Source organism: Bradyrhizobium sp. USDA 4474 (genome assembly GCF_054057515.1).
This window is the reverse complement of sequence record NZ_JBSRZJ010000002.1, coordinates 2,813,918-2,832,095: the sequence shown is the minus strand read 5'-3', so window position 1 is coordinate 2,832,095 and position 18,178 is coordinate 2,813,918. Positions and strand designations below refer to the sequence as shown.

At 63.6% G+C, this 18,178-nt stretch carries 15 protein-coding genes and 1 pseudogene; 9 read left to right on the top strand and 7 right to left on the bottom strand.

Translation table 11 applies throughout. The annotated features are described in order from the left end of the window. Nucleotides 1–81: 81 nt before the first annotated feature. The 3 genes from pcaB (at nt 82) to ACVW16_RS15220 (ending at nt 3,725) form a co-directional block, all read left to right on the top strand. A complete protein-coding gene (gene pcaB / locus ACVW16_RS15230; RefSeq protein WP_456699998.1) occupies nt 82–1,443 on the top strand; it encodes a 3-carboxy-cis,cis-muconate cycloisomerase in 1,362 nt (453 codons plus the stop codon). 112 nt (nt 1,444–1,555) lie between these two features. Next, nucleotides 1,556–2,812 (top strand): aminopeptidase, encoded by a 1,257-nt coding sequence (locus ACVW16_RS15225; RefSeq protein ID WP_456699997.1) that lies wholly within the window; start codon nt 1,556–1,558, stop codon nt 2,810–2,812. 457 nt (nt 2,813–3,269) lie between these two features. Beyond that, nucleotides 3,270–3,725 (top strand): cupin domain-containing protein, encoded by a 456-nt coding sequence (locus ACVW16_RS15220; protein ID WP_456699996.1) that lies wholly within the window; start codon nt 3,270–3,272, stop codon nt 3,723–3,725. Nucleotides 3,726–3,843: 118 nt separating this feature from the next. Here ACVW16_RS15220 and ACVW16_RS15215 read toward each other — a convergent pair whose 3' ends face one another. From ACVW16_RS15215 to ACVW16_RS15195, 5 genes are all read right to left on the bottom strand, one after another. Further along, nucleotides 3,844–4,365 carry a hypothetical protein gene (locus tag ACVW16_RS15215; RefSeq protein WP_456699995.1) on the bottom strand — a complete coding sequence of 174 codons (522 nt, stop codon included), beginning with the start codon at nt 4,363–4,365 and terminating at the stop codon, nt 3,844–3,846. Nucleotides 4,366–4,439: 74 nt separating this feature from the next. Beyond that, the gene (locus ACVW16_RS15210) at nt 4,440–5,375 is read right to left on the bottom strand and encodes an EamA family transporter (RefSeq protein WP_456699994.1); all 936 of its coding nucleotides are present in this window, start codon (nt 5,373–5,375) and stop codon (nt 4,440–4,442) included. A gap of 71 nt (nt 5,376–5,446) precedes the next feature. After that, nucleotides 5,447–6,262, bottom strand: coding sequence for an MBL fold metallo-hydrolase (locus tag ACVW16_RS15205; RefSeq protein WP_456737063.1), 816 nt, complete (start codon nt 6,260–6,262; stop codon nt 5,447–5,449). A gap of 97 nt (nt 6,263–6,359) precedes the next feature. Next, nucleotides 6,360–7,886, bottom strand: coding sequence for a permease (locus ACVW16_RS15200; RefSeq protein WP_456699992.1), 1,527 nt, complete (start codon nt 7,884–7,886; stop codon nt 6,360–6,362). Beyond that, nucleotides 7,883–8,632, bottom strand: a complete 750-nt coding sequence (locus ACVW16_RS15195) for an ABC transporter ATP-binding protein (protein WP_456699991.1) — start codon at nt 8,630–8,632, stop codon at nt 7,883–7,885. Before ACVW16_RS15195 ends, ACVW16_RS15200 begins: the two co-directional genes overlap by 4 nt. Before the next feature lie 269 nt (nt 8,633–8,901). On the opposite strand from ACVW16_RS15195, the gene ACVW16_RS15190 reads away from it, so the two are divergent. The 6 genes and pseudogenes from ACVW16_RS15190 (at nt 8,902) to ACVW16_RS15165 (ending at nt 15,619) form a co-directional block, all read left to right on the top strand. Beyond that, nucleotides 8,902–9,777 carry a branched-chain amino acid ABC transporter permease gene (locus ACVW16_RS15190; protein WP_456699990.1) on the top strand — a complete coding sequence of 292 codons (876 nt, stop codon included), beginning with the start codon at nt 8,902–8,904 and terminating at the stop codon, nt 9,775–9,777. A 4-nt stretch (nt 9,778–9,781) separates the two neighbouring features. Then, nucleotides 9,782–10,934: pseudogene (locus ACVW16_RS15185) on the top strand (branched-chain amino acid ABC transporter permease). Next, entirely contained in the window at nt 10,931–11,689 is a 759-nt protein-coding gene (locus ACVW16_RS15180) for an ABC transporter ATP-binding protein (protein ID WP_456699988.1), read from the top strand. The pseudogene ACVW16_RS15185 and the gene ACVW16_RS15180 overlap by 4 nt, the downstream one beginning before the upstream one ends. A 3-nt stretch (nt 11,690–11,692) precedes the next feature. Further along, nucleotides 11,693–12,481, top strand: coding sequence for an ABC transporter ATP-binding protein (locus ACVW16_RS15175; protein WP_456699987.1), 789 nt, complete (start codon nt 11,693–11,695; stop codon nt 12,479–12,481). Between the two features lie 30 nt (nt 12,482–12,511). Further along, nucleotides 12,512–14,347: an AMP-dependent synthetase/ligase gene (locus tag ACVW16_RS15170; RefSeq protein ID WP_456699986.1), complete on the top strand. Its 1,836-nt coding sequence runs from the start codon at nt 12,512–12,514 to the stop codon at nt 14,345–14,347. A gap of 72 nt (nt 14,348–14,419) precedes the next feature. Further along, entirely contained in the window at nt 14,420–15,619 is a 1,200-nt protein-coding gene (locus tag ACVW16_RS15165) for an ABC transporter substrate-binding protein (protein WP_456699985.1), read from the top strand. A 36-nt stretch (nt 15,620–15,655) separates the two neighbouring features. On the opposite strand, the gene ACVW16_RS15160 is transcribed toward ACVW16_RS15165, so the two are convergent. Beyond that, a complete protein-coding gene (locus tag ACVW16_RS15160; protein ID WP_456737065.1) occupies nt 15,656–16,780 on the bottom strand; it encodes a lysozyme inhibitor LprI family protein in 1,125 nt (374 codons plus the stop codon). A gap of 91 nt (nt 16,781–16,871) precedes the next feature. Next, nucleotides 16,872–17,603, bottom strand: a complete 732-nt coding sequence (locus ACVW16_RS15155) for a transglutaminase-like cysteine peptidase (protein WP_456737066.1) — start codon at nt 17,601–17,603, stop codon at nt 16,872–16,874. Nucleotides 17,604–18,178 lie beyond the last annotated feature (575 nt).

Here is an 18,178-nt window from a genome sequence, read left to right as displayed (position 1 = left end):
TAAACAGCGAATGTCCGTTGCCCAACGTCCCGGCCCGCGTAAGCTATCCTCATACAAAACAACAGCCACGAAGAAGCGCCCATGCCCGCCTTTACCGCCTCGACCACCGTGCTCGATTCCATGCTGTTCCGCGATGCCTTCGGCACGCCGGAAATGCGCGAGGTGTTTTCCGATGTCGCGCTGGTGGCGCGTTACGCCGAGATCGAGGTGGCGCTCGCGAAAGCGGAGGCGCGATGCGGTGTGATTCCGCAACAGGCCGCCGACCAGATCGCGGCGCGGACCGATGTTGCCGCGTTCGATTTTGATCTGTTGCGGCAGGAGACCGACATCGTAGGCTATCCGATCCTGCCGCTGGTGCAGCAGATGGCGAAGCAATGCGGCGAGGCCGGCCGCTACGTGCATTGGGGTGCGACCACGCAGGACATCATGGACACCGCCGTGGTGCTGCAATTGCGCGCCGGGCTCGGGATCATCGAGCGCGATATCGCGGACTTGCGGAAAATTCTCGCCGACCTCTCGCGGCGCCATCGCGACACGCCGATGGCCGGACGTACCCATCTCCAGCAAGCGCTGCCGGTGACGTTCGGCTACAAGGCCGCGATCTGGCTTGCGATGTTCGACCGCCACGCCGAGCGCCTCGCGCAACTGAAGCCGCGTGTGCTGGTCGGGCAGTTCGCCGGCGCGGCCGGCACGCTGGCTTCGCTCGGCGACAAGGGCTTCGAGGTGCAGGAGGCGCTTTGCGCCGAGCTGAAGCTGGGTGTGCCCGCTTCGACATGGCATGTCGCACGCGACGGCTTCGCCGAGGCGGTGAATTTCCTTGCGCTCCTCACCGGATCGCTCGGCAAGATCGCGCTCGACATCATGATCATGGCCTCGACCGAATTCGCCGAAGTCTACGAGCCCTTCGTCAAGGGCCGCGGCGCCTCCTCGACCATGCCGCAGAAACGCAATCCGATCTCGTCGGAACTGATGCTTGCCGCATCGAAGGCGGTGCGGCAGCAGGCTGGTCTGATGCTGGACGCCCTGGTGCAGGATTTCGAGCGCGCGACCGGTCCGTGGCACGCCGAATGGATGGCGATCCCCGAAAGCTTCGTGCTGACCGCCGGCGCACTGCACCAGGCCAGGTTCGCGCTCGCGGGTCTCATCGTGGACGAGAAGAAGATGGACGACAACCTCGCCCTTAGTCGCGGTCTGATCGTGGCCGAAGCGGTCATGATGGGGCTCGCGCCGCAGATCGGCCGGCAAGACGCGCACGACGTGGTTTACGATGCCTGCAGGCTCGCCAACGAGAAGGGCATCAGCCTTGCCGATGCGCTGTCGGCCGATCAGCGCGTCGCGACCCGAATCGATCGCGCCAGCATCGAGGCCCTCACTTCACCGAAAAATTACCTTGGCCTTGCGCCTGCCATGGTCGATCGGGTGCTCAAATCGGCAACGCGTTGAAAACCAAACTGCACGAAACTCCGTATCTTTCAAGTCGCGCAAGACGCTCGCGCACTTGTGCCTCGTGATGCTAGACTTAGATTGTACGTGAGAATTCGACAGAGGACCCGGCATGACCGATCAACGCAATTTCGCCTCTTCCATCGATCCCGCGAAGCTCGACCGGCTGGCCGAGGTCGCGGTGAAGGTTGGATTGGGTTTGCGGCCGGGACAGGACCTTCTGTTGACGGCGCCCGCGATCGCGCTGCCGCTGGTGCGCCGAATCGCCGCGCACGCCTACAAGGCCGGCGCCGGCATCGTGACGCCGATTCTTTCCGACGAGGAGACGACGCTGGCGCGCTATCGCCACGGCCATGACAATAGCTTTGATCGCGCCGCCGACTGGCTCTATGAAGGGATGGCGAAAGCGTTCTCGGACAACACCGCGCGCCTCGCCATCGTCGGCGACAACCCGATGCTGTTGTCGAACGAGGATCCGTCCAAGGTGGCGCGCGCCAGCAAGGCCAATTCCATGGCCTATCAGCCGGCGCTGGAAAAGATCGTCAATTTCGACACCAACTGGAACATCATCGCCTATCCGAGCCCGACCTGGGCGAAGCAGGTTTTCCCAGATGATTCCGAAGAGGTGGCGATCGGCAAGCTCGCGGATGCGATCTTCGCGGCCTCCCGCGTCGACCGCGAGGATGCGATGGCCAATTGGGCGGGCCACAACGCGGTGCTGCGCGAGCGCACCAACTGGCTGAACGGCCAGCGATTCCGCGCACTGCAATATTCGGGTCCCGGCACCGACCTCACCATCGGGCTTGCCGACGGCCATGAATGGGAAGGCGGTGCCTCGCTCGCCAAGAACGGCATCAGCTGCAACGCCAACATTCCGACCGAGGAGGTCTTCACGACTCCGCATTGCCGCCGGGTCTACGGCCATGTCGTGAGCTCGAAGCCGCTGTCCTACCAGGGCACGCTGATCGACAACATCGCGGTGCGCTTCGAGGACGGCAGGATCGTCGACGCAAAGGCCTCGCGCGGCGCGGAGGTGCTGAACAAGGTGCTCGACACCGACGAGGGCGCGCGGCGTCTCGGCGAGGTGGCGCTGGTGCCGCATTCCTCGCCGATCTCGCAGAGCGGGCTGCTGTTCTACAACACGCTGTTCGACGAGAACGCGGCGTCCCACATCGCGCTCGGGCAATGCTATTCGAAATGCTTCATCAACGGCGCGCAGCTCACGCCGCAGCAGATCGCAGCCCAAGGCGGCAATCAAAGCCTGATCCATATCGACTGGATGATCGGCTCGGGCGAGACCGACATCGACGGCATTTTGGCCGACGGCAGCAAGGTGCCGGTGTTCCGCAAGGGCGAGTGGGCGAAGTAACCGACGCGCGTGCGCGCGGGTTCTTCACCTCTCCCGTAGGGAGAGGTCGGGTCGCATCGCACCGCCGCGCAGCATCGGGCCGTAGTCATTGCTGAAGCGGTTGAACGGTGCCGTGAACGGGCTGCCGTCGGTGGCCGCACTGATGCCGTCGCAGGCCGCGACCGCCTCGCAGGCCGTACCCACGGGAATCGCCCGCCTCGGGCAGGTCGAGGCCGGGCGCGGATTTCCTGTTTCGCCTCGTTGACGTCGCGCACTTTGTCGCACCCCTGAAAAGAAGGGTTCATGTGTGCGAATTTGCAGGAAATTGGGGCGCTAACAATTTCGCATCTGCAACTTGCGGCTGATTGTCGGGGCTTGTGTAAGAAAGAATTAAAAACAGGCTACTAGCGTTCCCCCATCTTTCGAAACAATCCGGGCCGAGACCCGGTCATACTTAATATATGCCCTGGGGAAACAGATGTCGGCCGCATTGATTGAAATCGCTAGTTGCAACGTGGACCTGGAGCTGCGGCCGATCGAGCCGGCCTGGATCATCGAGGGGAATCCGGTCTCCCGTTCGCACATCCTGTCGACCAGCTCGGACGGCACATCCTCGACCATTGTCTGGTCCTGCACCGAAGGCCGCTTCAACTGGTACTACGATTTCGACGAGACCATCATGATCCTGGAAGGATCGATCGTTTTGGAAAGCGAAGGGCTCCCGCCCAAGCGGTATGGAGCCGGCGACGTCATTTTCTTTCGCGATGGCGCGCATGCCAAATGGCATGTCGAAGGCCACGTCAAGAAGATCGCTTTCTGCCGCAAGACAAATCCCGCCGTCATCGGCTTCATGATCCGCGTGGTCAACAAGCTGAAGCGGATGTTCCTCTCGCCCGGCGAACGCAGCCCCGCGCCCCTCATGGGCGCCGGCTAATCCTTTTGAAGGACGCTTCCCAGCGGCCACGACGGAAGAGGGGGCGGGACCAACATCCCGTCCCCTCTTTCGCGTCGTGACGGCGCTTGGCTCCGTGGCGAGCGCGGCGGTGTTCTCCTCAGCCCTTCCGCCGCGTCGCCCTCACATCGACCACCAGCCGCCAATCGGTTGTCGTGGCGGGCTTGACCTCGCCGAGCCAGTGGAACGAATCATGTGTGATGTCGACGAAGTTCCAGCGCGTGAGCTCGCCGGTTTCGGTCGTGCCTTCCTGCACGATGTCCTCACCACGCGCGCGGCCGATCTGCTGGCGGAATACCGATCGGGCCGGATCGAACCAGGAAATCCGCCACGCCGAAATGCCGGGATCGTAGACCCGAAGCGTCGTGCCGTACCAATTGCCTGCGACCGGAAAGGCGGGCGCGCCCGCAGGCCGCGGAATGATCCAGACGTCCTGAACGGCGCGTCCTTCCAGCACCCAGCCGAAATGAATTTCGCCGGGTGCGGTGTGCGTCGCGCCGTCAGGCCCGTGGGCGGTGATCTCGGCGTCCCAATCCCCGACGAAGCGGCCGTAGAGCTGCAGCTCCGCGGCGTGCTCGGGGTTGGGTCCGTCAGCGTGCAGCAATCTCTTGAAGTCGGTCATGTCGATCTCCTCTTGCCGGGAGATCAGCACGATCGGCCGATAGCCGACTTGGAGAAAATTGCCGTCCGACGTCGTCAGGTCTCGTGCAGGGAGAGATGTCCTACGCCCTGCCGGGTCCTGTCGATCGTCGGGCGGCTCTCCGAGCGCCAGATGACGATGACGGAGATGATGACGAGACCTGCGCCAAGCAGCATCATGCGCGAGAACGGCTCGCCCAGCACGAGGGTGCCGAGCAGCACGGCGATGACAGGGTTGACGAAGGTGTAGGTCGACACCAGCGAGGTCGAGACGTTTTCCAGCAGCCAATTATAGGCGACGAATCCGATCACGCTTCCGGAAATGATCAACCAGAGTGCGGCTGCAAGCGAGACCGGGGAGACATCCCGTGGCCTGAAGCTTGCGATCTCGCCCGTCAGCCAGCTGATCGCGAACAACACGAGGCCACCGATCGAAAGCTGCATGCCGGAAAGCAGAATGGCGGACGCTTGTTTCGACATGCTCCGGGACAGGACGGTGCCGACCGACCATGACAGCGCCGCAGCCAGCAGCAAGACGACCGGCAGGATGCTGATGCCGGCCTCCTCGACATTTTGCCATGCCACCAGCCCGACGCCGAAGAAGCCCGGCACGAGTGCGAGCAGGGCAAGGGGCCTTGGCCGCTGCGCGCCGGGGAACAACGAATCAATCAACAGGATCCAGAACGGAATGGTGGCGAGCACGATCGCGGCCACCCCTGAAGGAACCGATTGCTGTGCGAAGGCGAGCACACCATGGCAACCCGCAAAGAACAGCAGTCCGCACAGGCTCGCGCCGATCCAGGCCCGAGCGGGCACGCTGCCGATCTGCCGGCCGCTCATCGCCAGCAAAACGACTCCGCCGCAAAACGAGCGAAGCGCCATCAGCAGAAATGGTGGAAGCGATTTCAGTCCCAGCGTGATCGCGAAATAGGTGGAACCCCACAACAGATAAATGGCTGCGAATGCTCCGACAACCAGGAACCTTCTACTCATGATTGCTCCGATCCGAAGATGATCTCGAAGCCATCAAGTCGGAGCAGGTTCATGCGTTCCGGTTTTGCAGATCAGACGCCTTCGAGGATGATCACCGTCGGTGTCGACGGCAGCGTATCGCGCGAGATCCGCAACGAGCGCTCGGTGCGCCGATCGATCTCGAACTGCTGGCCGATGCGGCGCATGAACTCCTCGAGCGGGGTCGCGAAGCGGTGCATCGGCAGCACCACCGAAGCGCGCAAGCGTTTGGTGATCTCAGAGACGCCATCGAGCGACATCGTGTAGGTGCCGTCGATCGGCACCATCACGATGTCGAGGCGCCCGATCTGGGCGAAATGGCTGTCGTCGAGCTTGTGGTGCAAATGGCCGAGATGACCGATGCAGAGCCCGGCGACCTCGAAGATGAAGATCGAATTGCCGTCGCGGATCATGTCCGTGCCGGAATCGTCGCCGAAGTAGCGGCGGATATCGGTCGTGACGTTGCGAATGAAAGTGTCGCCGATGCGCTCCGACACGACGGCCGGCTTGCCGTCCTCGCCCCAGCCATGCAGCACATGCGGAATGCGCTTGTCCGGATTGAGCGTGTAGTGCGTGCTGTGGGCCCGGTTCATGGTGACGACGTCAGGCAAACGCCCGACCTGATAGGCGCCGCTGTAATCGGTCGCGATCCGCACGCCACCGGGCGTGTCGATGAAATAGGTGGAGTGGCCGGCATAGGTGATCTCGACCTCCGGCGCCACGGCCGCCGGCCGCAAGGCGACCGGCATGGCGCGAGGTGCGGCATTCGCCAACGCCAGGCATTCGCCGCGCTGGGGCGGCTGCTGGGCGAGGGCGGGTGAGAGACATGCGCTCAACAGCGCTAATGCCGCCGAAACAAGTCGCCGCATGAATTCATCCCCGATGACTTCGAGGGAAAGTCTAGCGTGCAGAACGGCGTGTCGCCAACAGGACGCGATCAACAGCGCGTCAATGCCGCACCTGCCTTTACTCCCGCCTCGGGCTGAACTTCCAGGTGACCGCAACCAGGCCCGCCGTGATCAGGCCGCTGACGATGCCGGCGGTCGGCAGCGTGAGCAGCAGTGCGGCGGTCGCGGCCCAGCCGATCGAGGAGAAGGCCTCGGCAATGGTCGCAAGCCGCGACGAGGTCTGACGGCGGCGGAACTGGCTGCGCCGGGCCTGGACGCGGAACCAGAGCTGGATCGCGGTCGCAGAGGCCGCACTGACGAGGATGATGGCGGCGGTGATCGCAGCCTGGGATGGTGAAGCGAAAATCAGCACCGCAACCAGCGGACTGAAGATGGCGGCGATCGCGATCAGCACCACCTCGATCTTGGCGCGGATGACGCTCGAGGACGTCAGCGGCGCGGTCGCGACCAGGTCGGGCGCGTCCTCGCCTGAGATCGTCAGCCAGGCGAGCCCGCCGGCGAGCTGTCCTGCCGCCATCACGATGACAGGCGTGATCAGCGTCAGGGCCGCGGAACTGTCGCCAAAACTGCGCCAGAGCAACAACGCCGGGGGCACCAGATAGAGCAGCTGCATCAGGGTCTGCGAGATCAGCCAGGGATCGCGCCAGAGCAGCATGAACTCCTTGCGCCGCAGCGAGTGTTGTCGGGAGCCGCCCCGGAACGGGCGCTCCTTTGTGCGCTTGCGGCTGGATGTGCCGTAAGCCGCAGCCTCGATCGCGGTGTCGGCGAAGCGGCCCGAGAACACGGCCATCACGCATCCGAGCAGCACCAGCCCGAGCGCGAGGAGCAGCAGCAGCGCCTCGCCGTCGCCCATGGCCGCCCGTGCCGGCCACCACCAGATGCTGTCGACGTCGGGCGCGTGGGCAGCGAGGGTGCTTGAGGTCAGGACGGTGAAGCGCGACAGCGTGCCATAGGAGATGATCGCGGCGACCTGGAGCGCGATCACGAAACCGGCGCCGATGATCGCGGCCAGGATCTGGGCGACGAAGCGCGTCCGCGACGGGCCGATCAGGCGGAACAGCAGAATGGTCACCCCGATCGCGATCGCCGCCGCCGACAGGCCCATCGCGACGACGACGCCGAACGCCGCAAGCCACCGTGCGCCGCCGCCGATGACAAGCACGTCGATGAAGGGCGTCGCGAACAGCAGTGCCATCACCGTCACGGTGAGTGCGATCGCGGCGATGCGCACGGAGAACAGATTGGCGAGCGTTGCGGGGGAGGACATGATCAGGTCGAGATCGGCGCGGGCGTAAAACACCCGCGTCACCGATTCGATCGCCTGCGACAGCATCAAGGTCCAGGCGAGCAAGATCGTCGCCGAGACCACGATCAGCGAGGATTTGTCGAGCGGCAATTGCAGATTGGCGAAGCGGCCGATCACCGCCCATGCCGGCACGTGCAGCAGTGCGGCGAAGAACAGCAGACCGATCACGGCTGCGCGGGCCCGCCGGCGCCGCCCGCCCGTCATCATGGCGAACCATTCGCGCCAGGCGAGCCGGAGCTCGTGACGGGCAAACCAGGAGAGCGCGGTTGCCGAGCTCATGCGGCTTCCGGAAGCGTGACCAGCGCAATGAAGAGATCTTCCAGGCTGGTGTCGGCATGGCCGTTCTGCTGGCGCAGCTCGGTCAGCGTACCCTCTGCAACCAGGCGTCCCGCGGCGATCACCCCGATGCGGTCGGCCATGCGCTCGGCGACCTCGAGAATGTGCGTCGTCATGATGACGGTGCAGCCGGCGCGCACGCGCTCGCCGAGCAGTCCCTTCACATGCCGCGCCGAGACGGCATCGAGTCCCGTCAGCGGCTCGTCGAGAATGATGAGGCGGGGATCGTGCACCAGCGCGCCGGCCAGCGCCACTTTCTGGCGCATGCCCTTGGAGAAGCCTTCGCAGCGCTCGTGCCGGTGCGGCTCGAGCCCGAGCGAAGTCAGAAGCTCCTCGGCGACCGGTTTCGAGACCGGCGGCGCAATGCCCCAGAGGCCGGCGACGAATTCGAGGTACTCAAGCGGCGTCAGCTTGTCGTAGATCATGGGCTCGTCGGAGACCCACGCCATGACCTGCTTGGCCGCCACCGGGTTTTGAAGCGCATCGATGCCGAAGATCGAGACGCCGCCGTCATCGGGCCGCAACAGGCCGGCTACCATGCGCAAAGTGGTGGTCTTGCCGGCGCCGTTCGGGCCGACCAGCGCATAGAACTCGCCGGCATGGATGGTGAGATCGAGGCTATCGACCGCCAAACGGTCAAAACGCTTCGTTAACCCTCGGACTTCCAGCGCCGAGCTGTCCCGCTTCATCACGGCTACCCCATCCGGTTCTGCATCGGTCGCGACCCTGACCTGAAGATGTTTCGGCCCGTGAATCGGGCCGCCCCAATTCCGGCATCCACCTTGGACTAAAGGCAAGACACCTAGCAAGCCACCGTTTGTTGACAGCACTCGGGGGTTCAGGCTGAATTGGCGCCGGGACGAATGGCGCTCGCGGCCGAGCGACTGCGTAGCGGCTGGACACAAGATGCGGCAGGGCGGTCGTCAAGAACCGCTGGTTGCATCGGGAGGACGCGGCGATGCTGGATTTTGTTCAGCAGCTGGTCAGCGGTGTTGCGCTCGGCTGTGTCTACGGCCTGATCGCACTCGGCTTCGTGCTCGTCTACAAGGCCACCGAGGTCGTCAACTTCGCCCAGGGCGATCTGATGATGCTGGGCGGCTTCTTCGCTTTCACCTTCATCGGCATGATGGGCCTGAACTACTGGGTTGGCTTTGCCGGCGCGGTGGTCGCAATGGCGCTGTTCGGCATGCTGGCGGAACGGATCGTGGTGCGGCCGATCCTCGGCTATCCGCAATTCTCCATCATCATGGCCACGATCGGGCTTGGCTATTTCCTGCGCTCGGTCGCCGGCATGATCTGGGGCACCGACGATTTCAAGATCGAGACGCCCTTCAGCCAGGGCGTGCTGCGCATCGGCTCGCTGGTGCTCGCTCATGACAAGCTGTCGGTGATCGCGGCGACGATCATCCTCTGTGCGCTGCTCTGGCTGTTCTTCAACAAGACCACGCTCGGCACCGCGATGCGCGCCAGTTCCGAGAACATGCTGGCGGCCTACTACATGGGCATCCCGGTCAAGCGCGTGGTGTCCATCGTCTGGGCGATCAGCGCGGCGGTTGCGACCTGCGCCGGCGTGCTGCTGGCGCCGATCACCTTCATTCACTCCAATGTCGGCCTCGTGCTCGGCCTGAAGGCCTTCCCTGCCGCCGTGCTCGGCGGTTTCGGCTCGATCCCCGGCGCGGTCGTCGGCGGCGTCCTGATCGGGGTCATCGAGAGCATGGCCGGCTTCTATCTGCCCGAGGGCTGGAAGGACGTCGCGCCCTACGTCGTGCTGCTCGCGGTCCTGCTGCTGAAGCCCGAAGGCCTGTTCGGCCTTCATGCCCGCAAGAAGGTCTGAACGCATGCGCTTCCTGTTCAAGACCGACTATGATGACGACATCAGGCTGTTCCCGCATTCGGGCTATGTCGTCTCCTATGGTCTCCTGCTCGCGGCGCTGCTGATCGCGCCTTACGTGCTTTCCAGCTATCTGATGAGCCAGCTCGTCTTCGTCTGCATCTATGCGACGGTCGGCGTGGCGCTGCTGATCCTGACCGGCTTTACCGGGCAGGCCTCGCTGGGACATGCGGCGTTCCTGGCGATCGGCGCCTACACGGCCGCCTACCTGCAGAAATACAACGTGCCGTTTCCGGTCTATTTCCTCGCCGCCGGCGTCCTGACCGGCTGCGTCGGCGCGCTGGTCGGCTTTCCCGCACTGCGGCTCCAGGGCATCTATCTCGTCATCGCAACCATCTCCTTCGCCTTCATCGTCGAGGAGATCCTGGCGCGCTGGGAGAGCGTCACCAACGGGAATGAGGGCCTGCGGGTCAAGGCGCTGTCGCTGCTCGGCGTGACGGTCTCACGGGACAGCCCGACCTTCTATTTCCTTTGTCTTGCGGTGCTGGTGCTGACCATCGTCGGCACGCTCAACCTGCTGCGATCGCCGACGGGCCGCGCCTTCGTCGCGATCCGCGACAGCGAGACGGCGGCGCGCAGCATGGGCGTCAATGTCGCGCTCTACAAGGTGAAGTCGTTTGCGATCTCGGCGGCGATAACAGGCTTTGCCGGCGTGCTGTTCGCGCACAAGCTCTCCTTCATCTCGCCGGAGATGTTCACGCTGCAGCTCTCGATCGAATTCATCATCGTGATCCTGATCGGCGGCATCTTCAGCCTGCACGGGGCCCGTGCTGGGTGCGATCTTCATCGTGATGATCGATCCGTTCCTGACCTACCTCAAGGACGATATGCCCGGCATCATCGCCGGCATTGCCGCGACCTTCGGCGCAGGCCCGGCGACGGCAGGCAATGTCCAGTCCAAGGTCGCGGCCTTTGCCTCGCTCAACGGGCTGAAGGGCGCGATCTACGGCGTCATCATCATGGTGTTCGTGCTGTTCGAGCCGCTCGGCCTCTATGGCCGCTGGCTGAAGATAAAACTCTTCTTCCAGCTGTTCCCGCTCTACAAGCGCGCGACCTTCAAGCGACAGAAGATCTACGTGAAGTCGGAGCGGAACCGATGAGCTATTTCCGCGCCGAGAACCTGTCGCTGCATTTCGGGGGCCTCAAGGCGGTCGACGCGGTGTCGTTCGCGGTCGAGAAGGGCGAGATCCTGTCGATCATCGGCCCCAACGGGGCGGGCAAAAGCTCGATCTTCAATCTGATCTCGCGGATCTACCGGCCGACCTCGGGCCGCATCTTCTTCGAGGATCAGGACATCACGGAACAGCCGCCCTACGACATCGCAAGGCTCGGCATCGCCCGCACCTTCCAGAACATCGAGCTGTTCGAGAACGCCACGGTGCTGTCGAACCTCCTGGTCGGGCGCCACCGGCACTCGACCACGCAGCTCTGGCAGGAATTGCTGTTTCTGCCCAGCGTGCGCGCCAACGAGAAGGTGCATCGCCGCCGGGTCGAGCAGGTGATCGAATTCCTCGATCTCGAGCCATACCGTGATAAATTGATCTCGGGCCTGCCTTACGGCGTCCGCAAGGTGATCGAGCTCGCACGTGCGCTCTGCTCGGAGCCGAAGCTGATCCTGCTCGACGAGCCGTCGTCGGGGCTCAACGTGGAGGAGACCGACGACATGTCGTTCTGGATCCGCGACATGAAGAGCGAGCTCGGCGTCACCGTGCTGATGGTCGAGCATGACATGTCGCTGGTCAACCGCGTCTCCGACCGGGTCATTGCGCTCAACTACGGCCGCGTGCTGGCGACGGGCTCCCCGGCCGAGGTGCAGCAGCATCCCGACGTCGTCGCCGCGTATCTGGGAGCCTGACGCATGGATGCGACCATGGCCCCGGATATCATCCTGAAACTCTCCAACGTCGAGAGCTATTACGGGCCGATCATGGCGATCCGCGGCATCTCGCTGGAGGTGCCGCGCGGCCGTATCGTCACGCTGCTCGGCGCCAACGGCGCCGGCAAGACCACGGTGCTGAAGACCATCTCGGGCATTCTCGATCCGCAGAAGGGCTCGATCGAGTTCATGGGCAAGCCGATCCAGCGCATGGAGGCCGACCGCATCGTGCGTTTGGGGCTTAGTCATGTGCCCGAGGGGCGCGAGGTGTTCCCGTTCCTCTCGGTGCGCGAAAACCTGATGATGGGCGCCTATCCGCGCAGCGATCGCGACGGCGTCGCGGAGGATCTGGAGCGGGTCTATGGCTACTTCCCGCGATTGAAAGAGCGCATCGACCAGCCGGCCGGCCAGCTCTCCGGCGGCGAGCAGCAGATGCTCGCAATCGGGCGCGCACTGATGAACCGGCCGACGCTCCTGCTGCTCGACGAGCCCTCGCTCGGCCTGTCGCCGATCCTGGTGAAGGAGATCTTCAACATCATCCGCCGCGTCAACGAGGAGCAGGGCATGTCGATCCTGCTGGTCGAGCAGAATGCCCGCGTGGCGCTGGAGACGGCGCATTACGGCTATGTCCTCGAGATTGGCCGCGTGGTCATGAATGACAGCTGCGACCGCTTGATGCATTCGAAGGACATCCAGGAGTTCTACCTCGGCGCCAAGGAGCAAGGCGCGCGAGGCGAGCGGCGCTGGAAAAAGAAGAAGACGTGGCGATGAACCACTGAACACGACAAAGAGGAGACGTGCATGGCCCGACCGGTGCTGACGGTCGCCGATACGATCGCGAAGAGCTTCTTGCGCGCCGCAGAGGTACGCGGCGACAGGCCTGCGATCCGCGAGAAGACGTTCGGCATCTGGCAGCCGACCAGCTGGCGCGAATGGCTGCAGATCTCCAAGGAAATCGCCTACGGCCTTCGTGCCAGCGGCTTCATGCCCGGCGACGTCGCCTCGATCATCGCCAACGCCGTGCCGGAGTGGATCTACGCCGACATGGGCATATTGTGTGCCGGCGGCGTTTCGTCAGGCATCTATCCGACCGATGCGTCGGCCCAGGTCGAATATCTTCTCAATGATTCCGCGACGCGGGTGATCTTCGCCGAAGACGAGGAGCAGCTCGACAAGATTCTTGCCTGCCGGGCGCGCTGTCCCCGCCTGCAACGGATCGTCGTCTTCGACATGGAGGGTCTCAGCGGGTTTTCCGATGCCATGGTGATGTCGATCGACGAGTTTCGCGCGCTCGGGCGTGACCACATGGTCGGCCGCGAGGCGCTGTGGCGGGAGATGATCGACAGCCGCAGCGCCGGCGATCTCGCCGTTCTCGTCTACACCTCGGGCACGACAGGCCCGCCCAAGGGCGCGATGCATTCCAATCGCAGCGTCACGCATCAGATGCGGCACGCCAACGACTTCATCCCGGCGCGAGAGGAGGAGGACCGGCTGATCTTCCTGCCGCTCTGTCATGTCGCCGAGCGCATCGGCGGCTACTACATCTCCGTTGCACTTGGCTCGATCATGAACTTCGCCGAGAGCCCGGAGACGGTGCCCGATAATCTGCGCGAGGTGCAGCCGACGGTCTTTCTCGCGGTGCCGCGGATCTGGGAGAAATTCTATTCCGCCATCACCATCGCGCTGAAGGACGCGACGGCATTCCAGCAATGGGCCTACCGCCGTGCCATCAAGATCGGCTATCGCATGGTCGATTGCCGCCTGCAGGGCCGAACGCCGTCGCTGGGCTTGCGCATCGCCAACCGCATCGCCTATCAGCTCGTTTTCCGCAACATCCGCCGCATGATCGGGCTCGACCGTTGCCACATCGCCTTCACGGGAGCAGCACCGATCGCGCCGGATCTGATCCGCTGGTACCTCGCGCTCGGCATCGACATGCACGAGGTCTACGGCCAGACCGAGAATTGCGGCGTCGCGACCATGATGCCGGCCGAACGCATCAAGCTCGGCTCGGTCGGCACGGCGGTGCCCTGGGGCGAGGTCGCGCTCTCCCCCGACGGCGAGATCCTGATCAAGGGCGACTTCCTGTTCATGGGCTACCTCAATCAGCCGGAGAAGACGGCGGAGACCATCGATGTCGGCGGCTGGCTGCACACCGGCGATATCGGCACCATCGATAACGAGGGGTTTGTCCGCGTCACCGACCGGATGAAGGACATCATCATCACCTCGGGCGGCAAGAACATCACGCCGTCGGAGATCGAGAACCAGCTCAAATTCTCGCCCTACATTTCCGATGCTGTCGTGATCGGCGACAGGCGGCCATACCTGACCTGCCTGGTGATGATCGACCAGGAGAATGTCGAGAAGTTCGCGCAGGATCACGACATTCCCTTCACAAACTACGCCAGCCTGTGCCGTGCCGGCGAAATCCGGGACCTGATCTGGCGCGAGATCGAAGCCGTCAACGCCAGCTTCGCGCGCGTCGAGTCCATCAAGACGTTCGACCTGATCGAGCGCCAGCTCACGCCGGAGGACGAGGAGCTGACCCCGACCATGAAGCTGAAACGTAATTTCGTGAACAAGCGCTACGCCGCTGAAATCGACGCGATGTATCGCGAGCGGGCGGTCGCCTGACCCGCAAATCAACAGCGAACGGCGATGGCCCCGCCGCTCGCGCAATACGGGCCTTAAGGAGAGGAGACGTCAATGTCGAAGTCGTTGAAAGCGTTCGGCCTTGCTGTGAGTGCGTTCGCACTCACCTGTCAGCCGTCCCTGGCGCAAACCAAAGTCACCAATGAGGGCATTTCGGCCAACGAGATCGTCATCGGTACCCATCAGGATCTGTCGGGTCCGATCAAGGTCTGGGGCGTGCCTGTTTCCAACGGCATGAAGATGGCAGTCGAGGAGATCAACGCCGCCGGCGGCATCCAGGGCCGCAAGATCAAGATGGTCCTGGAGGACAATGGCTATGATCCGAAGAAGGCGGTGCTGGCCTCGCAAAAGATGGTCGAGCGCGACAAGATCTTCGCGATGATCGGTCCAATGGGCTCGCCGACGGTGCTGGCCGCCCAGGACATCCTGTTCGATGCCGGTGTGCTCCAGCTGTTTCCGCTGACGGCGGCCGAGTTCACCTTCAAGTTCGATCCGGCCAAGCCGCAGGAGCGGCTCAAGTTCAACAATCTGCTGCCTTACGTCGAGAGCACGCGCGCCGCCCTGAAATACATGATGGAGTGGAAGAATTTCCAGAAGCCCTGCATCATGCATCAGGACGACGAGTACGGAAAAAACGTGCTCGACGGCTTCAACCAGCAGCTCGCGGCAATGAAGCTGCAGCCCGCCTCGATCACGAGCTACAAGCGCGGCGCGTCCGATTTCAGTGCGCAGGTCGCCAAGATGAAGTCGGACGGCTGCGACCTCGTCGTGCTCGGCACCGTGATCCGCGAGACCATCGGCGCGATGACCGAGGCGAAGAAGCTCGGCTGGGACGTCACTTTCCTGGGCGCCACGCCGACCAACGTGCTGGAGGTGCCGACGCTCGGCAAGGAGGCGGTCGAGGGCCTCTATGCGGCTTCGGGCTTCGAGATTCCCTATGAGGACACCGCCAAGGGCAAGGTCCACGACTGGCTGATCAACTACAAGAAGATGTTCGGTGCCGACGCCAACACCCAGGCGATCATCGGCTACAACGCGGTGATGACGTTTGCGTTCTACGCCGACAAGGCCGGCAAGGATCTGACCGGACAGAAGATGCTCGATTCACTGGAATCAGGCGAAAAGTTCCTCGACATCTTCAATTCGCCGCCGACCAAATTCTCCAAGACCGACCATCTCGCCAACACCATCACCCAGGTGCAGCAGGTCAAGGGCGGCCGCTGGGTGCTGGTCAAGGACAATCTGATGTTTTGATCTTCGCCGACCCTCCCCTCCAGGGGAGGGTTAGCGCTACGACCCCCCGCCCGCAGTCCCCGAACTCACCGGCGCCAGCTCGTCTTCGCGGCAGCGCCAGCCGTCGGCCGCTTTGACGAAGGCAAAGGTGCGCTGGATGCGAAGGCGGCGCGTGACATTGAAAGCCGCTGCGGAGCGATCCTTGTTGGCGGCGGCCGGTTGCGGACGGCCGGTGCTGGCGTCCCAACAGGTGCCGGTGCACGCGGACGCGACCTTGCTGCAGGTGGTGAATGGCGCCAGCACCACCATCTCGATCTCGCCGGTGACCTGCGCCTCCTGATCGGTCATTTGGCTGTCGAGTGCGTAGACGCGATTGATGCGGAGAAAATTGCCGCAGGAATTGGCGGCGTGGATGCGCGCGGCGCAGAAGTCGACGGCGTCGGCGTCGGGCTCGCGGGCCGAGACCTGCCGGCCGAACACCTTCTTCGGATCGCCCCCGGCTGCGGCGATCTCGTCGGTCTTGCGCTTCAGATATTCGGCCAGGCAATCTTCCGCGGTGCCAAGCTCCTGCGGCGGCACGTTCTCCTTGCCGATCAGATTGCATTTGCGATCGCGCTCGCGGGTCCAGCGGCCGTATTCTGCGAAAGCAAACCGTGCCGCGGTCGGGTCCAGCTTGCCGATCAGGCCGAGCACCTGGCTGTTGAGCTCGGTCTCGGTCAGCGCCAGCGACGGGTCCGCGCAGATCAGTGCGCCGGCCGCGGTGTTGGCGGCCAGACAGTCGAAATTCGTATCCCGCACGATGGTGGCGCGATCCTCGGTCACCTTGAGCAGGCAGGCCTTCACGCGGTCGAAATCTTCGACGCGAACGGCGGTCTGGCCGACGATGCCGCAGCCGAGATTGCGCTGGCGATTCCAGATCGCATTCTCCTCGATCGCAGGCAGACGATCGGGCAGGCGGGCGAGCCGCGCCTCGATGGCCGTGGAGAGCTTCTCGGCGGCTGCGGCAAGCTCGGCATCGCCGCAGAACAATTGATTGCCGGGATCGCGGATCTGCTGGCAGTTGTTCCTGGCGAATTGCGGCAGCCTGTCGGACAGGGAAGAAGCGGATGGACCGGATTGTGCGAAGCCTGATGCCGCCGGCAACGCCAGCAGCGCAAGTATGGTCAGTATGATCAACCGCATTCCGCTCGCCCCGCAGAGAATGCGCCATGCTAGCGCCGGGGATCACGCGGCGAAACGGGTTTGTGGCGGGCAGGTTCGGGCTGCGAGGCGATCAGTGCACCCCGGGGATCACCATCGAGAACTGGACGGGCTCGCCGACATATCTCAGCACGGCAGACTGGTAGAGCACGAACAGCGGCTGGTAGCTGCGCGCCTCGTCATCCGCGACCATGGCCATGCGGCGGTTGTCGAGCATCAGCCAGTGTCCGTCGAGCCTTGCGGCGACAACCGCATGCTCTTCCCCGGCCCTGGCATCGCGCACCACGACGATGCGGAGGTCCTCATCGGCAACGCCGGCGAGCCGCAGCGCGGCGACCTTGGCGATGGCATAGTCTTCGCAATCGCCGGCGCCGCGCGCAAAGGTCGCGAGCGGCGAGCTCCAGATATCTTCGACGCCGTCACTTTCGGCGCGGATGGCGAGGTTGATGGCACGGTTGGTCTCGCCCAGCCGCGCGCGACCGTCGCGGGTGCGGACCTGGTCGACGATGGCCAGCAGCTTCAGCGCCGCGGGCGAGGCGCAATGGTCGCGATCGCCGTCGCACAGCGCGAGCTGCACCATGTCGTCGTCGAGCTGCTCCTTCAGTGCGAACCATTTCTGCCGCAGGCCGCCGCTGGAAACGGCGAAGGCGAACAGGCCGAATGGCTCGGCGGATTTGCGCACGAGCACGCCTGCGCCCGGCGACAGCAATGTGCCGGCACGAAGATCGGCCGCGGATCCGAGCAGCATCAACCCGCATAGAGCAATGACTGCGCGCCAGGCGCGCAGGCGAGCGGCGGACTCCATCTGACATCCCCTTCCGGCTTCGCAAGGATGATGAGGAAGGATTCCCCTCGACCTCGACGTGCCGGCTTTGTTGCTTTCGCGGAGATGGTGCGGGACGGCCCGTTTTGTTCCGCTTAACGCGCGGCGGCGGGCTCCCAAAACCGCGGGACAGGCTGAAGCGGGCCTGCCCGAATTGCATAAAACTTTACGAATCGGGAGGTAGGAGAGGCTCGGCTGCCGCGAAATGGCATCGAATGCAGGCAAAAGTTGTGGTCGGTCAATTCTGCGCTTGTGGCTAATGACCCGCTACTTCACGGATTCTGTTAGTTGGTCGCAGATTGGGCCCCGTAATTGCCGCAGTATGCGGCGGCGCATCATGATGCAAAGATTGAGGTGAGTATTCATAGTTGAAATTATACTGCAGAGTACATGGAATGACCGGAAATGGGCTCCAATACCGACGCTTTACTCGCAAATCTCACAATGATGACTTCAGTTCATCTTTGAGTGTCGCCGCAGGCATAGTCGCGGGCCGCCAAGTCGTGCAAATCACACAAGCAATAGGTGGTTTCGCTAAGGACTTGGTAATGATATGC